12 protein-coding genes are annotated in these 8,636 nt (G+C 72.1%); 10 read left to right on the top strand and 2 right to left on the bottom strand.

All coding sequences use genetic code 11. The features are described from left to right. From GVN67_RS26685 to GVN67_RS26640, 10 genes are all read left to right on the top strand, one after another. Positions 1 to 598 (top strand): LysM peptidoglycan-binding domain-containing protein (locus GVN67_RS26685; RefSeq protein ID WP_160000354.1); only part of this gene is annotated, 598 nt, incomplete at its 5' end. Between the two features lie 117 nt (positions 599 to 715). Next, on the top strand, positions 716 to 1,450 hold the full coding sequence (locus tag GVN67_RS26680; RefSeq protein WP_160000353.1) for a phosphatidylserine decarboxylase: 735 nt from the start codon (positions 716 to 718) through the stop codon (positions 1,448 to 1,450). Further along, complete coding sequence (locus GVN67_RS26675) at positions 1,450 to 2,334, top strand: phosphatidylcholine/phosphatidylserine synthase (protein ID WP_160000352.1); 885 nt, start codon at positions 1,450 to 1,452, stop codon at positions 2,332 to 2,334. Before GVN67_RS26680 ends, GVN67_RS26675 begins: the two co-directional genes overlap by 1 nt. A gap of 157 nt (positions 2,335 to 2,491) precedes the next feature. Beyond that, on the top strand, positions 2,492 to 2,749 hold the full coding sequence (locus GVN67_RS26670; protein WP_160000351.1) for a hypothetical protein: 258 nt from the start codon (positions 2,492 to 2,494) through the stop codon (positions 2,747 to 2,749). 195 nt (positions 2,750 to 2,944) lie between these two features. Then, the gene (locus GVN67_RS26665; protein ID WP_160000350.1) at positions 2,945 to 3,658 is read left to right on the top strand and encodes a serine protease; all 714 of its coding nucleotides are present in this window, start codon (positions 2,945 to 2,947) and stop codon (positions 3,656 to 3,658) included. Positions 3,659 to 3,792: 134 nt separating this feature from the next. Beyond that, entirely contained in the window at positions 3,793 to 4,230 is a 438-nt protein-coding gene (locus GVN67_RS26660; RefSeq protein WP_160000349.1) for a CBS domain-containing protein, read from the top strand. Between the two features lie 105 nt (positions 4,231 to 4,335). Continuing rightward, positions 4,336 to 5,331 (top strand): TRAP transporter substrate-binding protein, encoded by a 996-nt coding sequence (locus GVN67_RS26655; protein ID WP_160000348.1) that lies wholly within the window; start codon positions 4,336 to 4,338, stop codon positions 5,329 to 5,331. A 117-nt stretch (positions 5,332 to 5,448) separates the two neighbouring features. After that, on the top strand, positions 5,449 to 5,916 hold the full coding sequence (locus GVN67_RS26650) for a hypothetical protein (protein WP_160000347.1): 468 nt from the start codon (positions 5,449 to 5,451) through the stop codon (positions 5,914 to 5,916). Positions 5,917 to 6,123: 207 nt separating this feature from the next. Further along, positions 6,124 to 6,621, top strand: coding sequence for a large-conductance mechanosensitive channel protein MscL (gene mscL / locus GVN67_RS26645; protein WP_160000346.1), 498 nt, complete (start codon positions 6,124 to 6,126; stop codon positions 6,619 to 6,621). A 38-nt stretch (positions 6,622 to 6,659) separates the two neighbouring features. After that, positions 6,660 to 7,052, top strand: coding sequence for a metallopeptidase family protein (locus tag GVN67_RS26640; RefSeq protein ID WP_160000355.1), 393 nt, complete (start codon positions 6,660 to 6,662; stop codon positions 7,050 to 7,052). A 52-nt stretch (positions 7,053 to 7,104) separates the two neighbouring features. On the opposite strand, the gene GVN67_RS26635 is transcribed toward GVN67_RS26640, so the two are convergent. Then, a complete protein-coding gene (locus tag GVN67_RS26635) occupies positions 7,105 to 7,824 on the bottom strand; it encodes an NAD-dependent deacylase (RefSeq protein ID WP_160000345.1) in 720 nt (239 codons plus the stop codon). A gap of 32 nt (positions 7,825 to 7,856) precedes the next feature. Next, a partial coding sequence (locus GVN67_RS26630) for a hypothetical protein (RefSeq protein ID WP_160000344.1) occupies positions 7,857 to 8,636 on the bottom strand: 780 nt, incomplete at its 5' end.

The following is an 8,636-nucleotide window of genomic DNA, read 5'->3' as shown; positions in this document are numbered from 1 at the left end:
CGCCGCCGACCCCGCGCCCGGCCCGGTCGCCGTGCTGCTGCCGGCCCCGGGGGCGAGCGCCACCCCGCGCCTGCTGCAGGGCGACGCCCCGGCGCCGCGTCCCGTCGCCAGCAATGGCGCGCCGGCCGCCGCCGCCGCGCCCCTGGCCCGCCGCGGCCTGGCGCTGGACGTGGTCGATTACGAGGATGACGGCGACATGCGCTTCGCCGGCGCCGCGCCGCCGGGCGCGCTGGTGCGGCTCTATGTCGACCAGGCCCATATCGGCGACGCCACCCCCGATGCCGAGGGCCGCTGGAGCCTGACGCCCGCCGCCGCCGCGCAGCCGCAGCCGGGGATGCACACGCTGCGGCTCGACCAGATCGGCGCCCGCGGCCAGGTGACCGCCCGGCTGGAGCTGCCCTTCCAGCGCGAGCCGCGCCAGCTGGTCGCCGCCGAAGGCCGCGTCACCGTGCAGCCCGGCAACAGCCTGTGGCGCATCGCCCGCGCCAGCTATGGCCGTGGCATGCGCTACACGGTGATTTACCGCGCCAACCGCGACCAGATCCGCGATCCGACGCGGATCTATCCCGGCCAGGTTTTTGTCCTGCCGCCCAGCTGAGGCTGGCCGGGCGGCCCGAAACCGTTCCCTTCAACGCCGACGCTGGCGCCGCCTGCAACCCTGCCCCTCGGGCGAGGGTTGTTTGCGCGACCGCGACCGACCATAACCGCAGGTATCATGGCGCTCCTTGAAAGCCTTCGCATGGTCCTGGCCCCGCCGCATCCGGCAGGCCGGCCCTTCATCATCGGCGGCGCGGCGGTGGCCGTGGTCGGCCTCCTGGCCGGTGGCCTCGTCGGCGGCTCCTGGCTGTTCTGGCTGGGCCTCGGCTTCACCCTGTTCTGCCTCTACTTCTTCCGCGATCCGGAACGGGTGGTGCCGGACCGGCCGGTCTTCGTGGCCCCGGCCGACGGACATGTGGTCAGCATCCGCCCGGCGGTGCCGCCGGCCGAGCTCGGCCTCGGCGACGCGCCGCGCTGGCGGGTCGCGATCTTCCTGTCGGTGCTGGACGTGCATGTGAACCGCAGCCCCTGCACCGCGACGGTCACCCGCATCGCCTATCACCACGGCAAGTTCCTCTCGGCCAACATGGACAAGGCCAGCACCGACAACGAGCGCAACGCCCTGGCCATGCGCCTGCCCGACGGGCGGGAGATCGCGGTGGTGCAGATCGCCGGCCTGATCGCGCGCCGCATCCTGTGTGACGTGCGCGAGGGCGACCCGCTGCGCGTCGGCGAGCGCTTCGGCATCATCCGCTTCGGCAGCCGCACCGACCTGTACCTGCCCGAGGGCGTCCGCCCGCTGGTGGTCGAGGGCCAGACGATGATCGGCGGCGAGACGGTGATCGCCGATCTGACGCCGCCGCCCGAGCCGGCGCCGGCCAAGGCCTTCGTCATGCCGGGCGAGCCCGCCTGATGCAGCGACCGCCGCGCCCCCGCCGCTTCCGCTTCGCCGCACGCCAGCGTCCGCGCTTCCAGGGCCAGTCCTTCAACCGGCTGATCCCGAACATCATGACGCTGCTCGGCCTCTGCGCCGGGCTGATGGCGATGCGCTTCGCGCTGGAGAGCCGGTGGGAGCCGGCGGCGGGCCTCATCATCCTGGCCGGCGCCATCGACGGGCTGGACGGCCGGCTGGCGCGGCTGCTGAAGGCGACCAGCCGCTTCGGCGCCGAATTCGACAGCCTGGCCGACTTCCTGTCCTTCGGCGTGGCGCCGGCGATGATCCTCTACCAGTGGACCATGCACGACTACCGGGGCCTCGGCTTCGTGCCCTGCGTGATGTTCGCGGTCTGCATGTCGCTGCGGCTGGCGCGCTTCAACGCGACGCTGGATGCCGGGCCGATGCCGCTGACCGGGCCGCCGCCGAAGCCGGCCTATTCGCAGAGCTTCTTCACCGGCGTGCCGGCCCCGGCCGGCGCGCTGCTCGGCATGTTCCCGGTCTTCGCCTCGCTGGCCTTCTCCGGCTGGGGCTGGGACAGCCTGGCGGCGGCGGTGCGCCACCCGCTTTTCGTGGCCATCGTGCTGATCGGCACGGCGCTGATGCTGGTCAGCACCTTCCCGACCTGGTCCTTCAAGAACTTCAAGGTGCGGCGCGAATACATCCTGCCGCTGCTGCTCTCGGTCGGCGCCTATGCCGCGCTGCTGGTCAGCGAGCCCTGGGCGGCGCTGGCCGCGGCCGGGCTGATCTACACCTCGATGCTGCCCTTGTCGCTGCGCTCCTACCTGCGGCTGAAGCGCGAGGCGGAGGAAATGATCGAGCCGGTGCCCGTCGCCACCGCCGAACCGCCGCCCGCCGCCTGACGTGACCGGCACGGCGCAGCGTCCGGCTGCGCCGTGCCGGGAAATCGGGTTATGCTGCCCGCTGCGCCGTGCGGACCCGCCGCCGGCGGGGGAGAGCAGGCGGTGACCCGGCCCGACGCCTTGCATCATCGAGACCTGCCGCGGAGCGTGACGCCCGATGCCTGACGCCGGCCTGCCGGAACGCGGCCTGCGCGTGGTCTGGCGCCGCAACAGCCTGCCCGGGCTGGAGCGGGTGGCGCTGGGCTATGGCCCGCCGCCGCCGCCCGCCAACGATGCCGGCCCGCTGCCGCGCTGGCAGCCGCCGCCGCCCCTGCCGGTGCCGCCCGCCGCGGCGCCGCGCGGGGTCGGGCTGGATGCCGCCCTGGCGCTGATCCTGATCGTGGTGATGCTGCTGCTCGCCGGCATCCGGTTCTGAGCCTTCGCCGGCCCGGCGCCGCGGTTCCGCGACCCGGCGGCTGAGGCGCTGGCGTTAATCCCCGAGCAAAGATCCTCCCCCTAACGTGAGGCCGCTGGCGAATTCACGAATTCGTGAATCCAGCGATCAGAGGCCATTGCGCGACGGATCTAACCGGATGGTTGATCATCGCGCCCGAAGAGGGGTTCGAATCGCATGCGGCGTGCGGCCATCGGACGGCGCGGTTTCCTGGTGGCCGGGGCGGGGGCGCTGCTCTCGGCCTGCGCTGTGCCGGCGGCGCGGGAGGCGATCGGCACCCCGGCCGAGCGCATCGCCGCCACCGGCTTCGCCGTGCTGCGGCAGGAGGGCGCCGATCGCGGCAGCGTGGTCGGCTTCGGCGACCATCACGTGCTGACCTGCGCCCATGTGCTGGGCCGCCACCAGGGCGGCTTTTCCCTCCGCCGCGGCGACGGGGCGGAGGTGGCGGCGCAGCTGGTCGGCCGCAGCGGCCGGATGGACCTGGCCGTGCTGCGCGTCGGTCCCGGCTTCCTGGCGCCGCCGCCGGTGGCCGGCAGCCTGCTGCCCACCGCGGGCGAGGCGGTCTGGGCCGCCGGCGCGCCGGGCATCGGCGCCTCGGTCGCGGCCGGGCGGGTGGAGGCGCCGGATGCCGAGATGCCCGGCTATGGCCGCGGCTTCACCGCGCGGATGCCGGCGCTGATGGGCTATTCCGGCGGGCCGGTGGTGGACCGGCAGGGCCAGCTGATGGGGCTGACCACCGCGCTGCCGCAGGGCGGCCAGGCGGCACTGCTGGCGCTGCTGACCGGGGCCGATCTGGACGGGCTGCTGCGGCGCGACCGTCAGGTTTTCGTGCTGTCGATCCACCGCGCCCAGGCCGAGGCGGCGCTGCTGCTGGGCAGCACAGCGGCGTGATGCGGCACCGCGGCAGCGGTGATTAATCTGGACTTCTTACGGCGGCGTCACGCAGGCTTCACCTCAATCAACCGGGGCGTGAAGCGGTCGGGTGCGGTTTTCCCCGATCCGGTCCCGATCAGGGAGATGTCGCCATGACCATCGCCAAGATCCTGAACGGCAAGGGTTCGCAGGTCGTCTCGGTCGGCCCGGCCGACGATGCCGTGGCCATCGCCCGCACCCTGGCGCAGCACCGCATCGGCGCCGTGCTGGTGCGCGACCCGGCCGGCCAGGTGCTGGGCATCGTGTCGGAGCGCGACATTGTCCGTGCTTTGGCCAGCCAGGCCGCCGCCGCCGGCGAGCTGCTGGCGCAGCAGCTGATGACCCGGTTGCTGTACACCATCACCCCCACCACCCCGATCGGCGAGGCGCTGGCGATGATGACCGACCGCCGCGTCCGCCATCTGCCGGTGCTGGAGGAAGGCGGCGGGCTGGCCGGCATGATCTCGATCGGCGACCTGGTGAAGGCGCGCATCGCCGAGGCCGAGCAGGAGGCGCAGGAGCTGCGCGAATTCGTCACCTCGACGGTGTGATGCCGGGGAGGCGGGGTTTTTGCGCGCGGCGTGCCACGCCGGCAGGGCTGAACGGTTGAGGCTACAGCCGCGGCGTGCCGCGGCTTCCCCGGCCGGAGGCATGCCATGAGCCTGAGCCCCGCATCGGTCCTGCCCCGGCGGCTGCTGATGGGCGCCGGCCTGGCGCTGGCGGCGCCGCGGCTGGCCCAGGGCCAGACCCGCTGGCAGGTCGCCTCGGCCTATCCCGAGGGCAATTTCCACACCCGCAACCTGCAGGCCTTCCTCGAGCAGGTGACGCAGGACAGCGAAGGCCGGCTGCAATTCCGGCTGCACAGCGACGCGGCCCTGCTCGGCATGACCGAGATCCGCCGCGGCGTGCAGACCGGCCAGGCGCAGATCGGCGAGATCCTGCTCTCGGCCTATGGGCAGGAAGACCCGTTGTTCGAGCTCGACGCCATCCCGCAGCTGGTCGCCGGCTTCGGCCAGGCGGAACGGCTGGCGGCGCTGGCCCGGCCGCTGGTCGAGGCACGTTTCCGCCGCACCGGCTCGACCCTGCTCTACACCGTGCCCTGGCCGCCCTCCGGCATCTTCAGCAACGTGCCGGTGGAGACGGTGGAGGCGCTGCACGGCCTGCGGCTGCGCACCTACAACGCGCAGACCCAGCGCTTCGCCACCCTGGTCGGCGCGACGCCGCTGCTGGTGCAGGCGGCCGAGCTGCGCCACGCCTTCCGCACCGGGCTGGTGGACAGCATGGTGACCTCGGCGGCGACCGGGGTGGATATCGCCGCCTGGGACTTCCTGCGGATCTTCACCCAGATCGGCTTCTCCTGGACCAAGAACGCGGTGTTCCTGCAGACCCGCGCGCTGGAGGCGCTGCCCGAGGCGCTGCGCGGCATCGTGCTGCGCGCCGCCGCCCAGGCCGAGAAGCGCGGCTGGGAACTGGCGCGGGGCGAGCATCGCGGGCGGGAGGCGGTGCTGGCCGAGCATGGCGTGCAGATCCGCCCCGCCACGCCGGCGCTGCGCCAGGGCCTGGCCCGGGTGTCGGAGGTGATGGTCGCCGAATGGATCGCCAAGGCCGGCCCCGAGGGGCAGAAGCTGATCGACACCTTCCGGATCGGCTGACCCTGCCGGCGTGTGACCAATACATTGCCGAAATTTTCTGCAGCCTGCCTATCAGCCCAGCACAACCTTGTCGCTTTGGCCGCGTTCATTCTGCACCAGACAGAGGGAGTGAAGACCATGCGACTGCAAATCCTGGGTGCCGCGGCCCTGTCACTGGCGTTGGCGGCCTGTGGAACCAATGAGCGCGATCGCGTCCAGGGCGGCGCCGCCGCGGGTGCCGCGACCGGGGCCGGCGTCGGCGCCTTCGGCGGCCCGGTGGGCGCCGCGGTTGGCGCGGTGGTCGGCGGTGGCGCCGGCGCGGTGACCGGCTACACGACGTCGCCCTCGGATGTGAACCTGGGCAAGCCGGTCTGGCGCAACCCGGAGGTGCGCACGCCGATGGATGACAATGCGCGCAGCCGCCGCAGCGCGACCACGCCGCGCAGCAATGCGCGCATGGCCCGCGCCAATGCCGACGGCGCCTATATGGGCGGCGGCATGGTGGTGGAGCCGGGCGGCACGCCGGCCAACCCGAACCCGACCGCCGCGCCGGCCATGGGCATGGCGCCGACCCCGGTCAATCCGGCGCCGCGCACCACGCCGTAACGCGGGGGCGGGGAATTTCCCCGCCTGCAAGAACAGGATGCCGGGCTTGCGCCCGGCGTCGCCTTTCAAGCCGAGGTGATTTCCAGGCAGGTCCAGCGCGGCCGCAACCGCTTGGCAGCCATGCCGTTAGCCGGGCAGTGTGGACCGGGCCGCTGGCCCGCGTCCCGCCCAGGTTAGCATTCCGGCAAAAGCCGAGGAGATCCCGCGATGAAGCCACCGATCACCGTGTCCAAGCCTGCCTGGCTGACGGAATTCCAGTCCTTCATCATGCGCGGCAGCGTGGTGGACCTGGCGGTGGGTATCGTCATCGGCGCGGCCTTCACCGGCATCGTCACCTCGCTGGTGCAGGACCTGATCAACCCGGTGATCGGCCTGCTGATCGGCGGCGTCGACTTCTCCAATATCTTCGTGGTGCTGAGCGGCGAGCGCGGCCCGTCGCTGGAGGCGACGCGGCAGGGCGGCGCCGCGGTGCTGGCGGTCGGCAAGTTCATCAATGCCATCATCAGCTTCGTCATCGTCGCCATGGCGATCTTCTGGCTGTTGCGGGTGCTGACCAAGCTGCGCATCCATGCCAAGGCCGCCGCCGCTGGCCCGACCGCGCAGGAGAAGCTGCTGGCCGAGATCCGCGACCTGCTGCGCGATGGCCGCCCCGTGGCGCCCGTGGTGCCGCCGCTGCCGCCGTCGCCTCCGCTGCCGCCTGGCTGAGGCTCGCGGTGCCGGTGAGGGTCTGGTAGATGGCCGAGATGCGCTTCAACCATCCGCCTTCCGTCGAGGATCTGCAGGACATGGCCGAGACCGCCTTCGCGGCGATCCCGGAGCAGCTGCGGGAGGCGGTGCGCGGCACTGCCATCCTGGTCGAGGAGGTGCCCGACGACGAGACGCTGGAGGCGCTCGACCTCGAGCACCCCTGGGAGCTGACCGGGCTGTATCGCGGCACGCCGCTGACCGAGAAGAGCGTGATGGGCGTCGCCGCCGAGCCCGACATGATCTTCCTGTACCGGGAGCCGATCCTCGTCGAATGGATCGAGACGGGCGAGGATTTGTTCCGGCTGGTCCGCAATGTGCTGATCCATGAGATCGCGCATCATTTCGGTTTCAGCGACGACGACATTGCCCGCCTGGAAAATGAAGGCTGATTCTTTCTGACAGAAAGAAGATGGGGGTGCGGGGGAATTCCTTCCCCCGCGCTTACTGTTTCTGCTTGCTCAGCAGGGTCTCGACATAGCCCGGCACGATCTCGGTAGCCTTCCCCTGGATGGCTTCGGAGAAGAGGTGCGACCCGAGACTGGGCTCCAGGTTGAGCTCGACGGTCCGAGCCCGCCCGCGCAGCGCCGCGCAGAAGCCGGCGGCCGGGTAGACCTGCCCCGAGGTGCCGATCGAGAGGAACAGCCCGCAGGAGTGCAGGGCGGCCTCGATCCGTTCCATGCCGAGCGGCATTTCGCCGAACCAGACGATATCCGGCCGCAGCGTGCCGGTCGCCGCGCAGCCCGGGCAGGGGGTCTGGGGGGAGAGGTCTCCGGCCCATTCGCGGCCATGGCCGCAGCCGGTGCAGCGGATCTTCTTCAGCTCGCCATGCATGTGCAGCAGCGCCGCGGAGCCCGGCATCGCCCGGTCGTGCAGGTCGTCGACATTCTGGGTGACCAGCAGCGCCGGTCCCGGCCAGGCGGCGAAAAGCCGGGCCAGGGCATGGTGCGCCGCGTTGGGCCGGATCGCCGGGTCGGCCAGCTGGGCGCGGCGGGCATTGTAGAAGCGATGGACCAGGGCCGGGTCGCGGGCGAAGGCCTCGGGCGTCGCGACCGCCTCGACGCGGTGGCGTTCCCACAGGCCGTTGTTGTCGCGGAAGGTGGCCAGGCCGGATTCGGCAGAGATGCCGGCGCCGGTCAGCACGATCAGGGGCGGGGCGGACATGCCGCCAGGATCGAGGCGCCGGCGATGCTCGGTCAAGAGGAGCGGGGCGTGGGCGGCCGCGGGCCCGGGCCGTCGCGCAGCCGGCTGAGCTGGTTGTCGAAGAAGCTGAAGACCGAATCGACGCCATAGCCGGCCAGGAAGGCCAGGGCCTGGGCGGAGAGATAGCCGTCGGCCGGCGGTGGCGGCGGCAGGCCGGGCAGGATGACCGCCGGCGCGTCCGGGCTGTTGAACAGCGCGATGCTGAGCCCCGCCGCCAGGCCGAGCGCCAGCCGGCTGAGGCCGAGCGGCAGGGTGGTCGGCACCAGCTCGAAGCGGTGCATGCGCTGGCTGCAGTCGCGCAGGATGGAGATGCCGGTGCCCAGCAGGGTGAAGCACAGCGGCAGGGCATGGCGGGTCAGCGCCATGACGAAATCCTCGCAGGACCAGTCGGGACGCGGATTGTGCATCGGGGTGGGAACGCCGCCGGTGCCGATGGTCGGCAGGGCGGCCGGGTAGATCCAGCCCAGGATGCTGTCGATCAGCAAGGCCACCAGGGTGAAGGGCAGCAGCAGCAGCTGCAGCAGCAGCTTCACCGGCCGGGCGAAAAGCTGCAGGAAGCTGCTCATGCGCTCCTGCGCCAGGCCGATCTTCACCTCGGCATCCCAGAGGCGGCCGCAGAGCTGGGCCTGCTGGCTGCTTTCCCAGATCGGCATGTGCTCGCGGCCGGGGGCGGGGGGGCCGGCCTGGCCCTGCAGCAGCCGGGCGCGGTCGCAGTAGCGCAGCGACGGCTCCACCGGCCTCGACTGCACCTGCAGCATGGCGGGGGCCATGGC

The sequence above is a fragment of the Roseomonas sp. 18066 genome (genome assembly GCF_902706185.1).
Lineage (GTDB): Bacteria > Pseudomonadota > Alphaproteobacteria > Acetobacterales > Acetobacteraceae > Pseudoroseomonas.
This window is presented reverse-complemented; position numbering and strand designations above follow the sequence as displayed.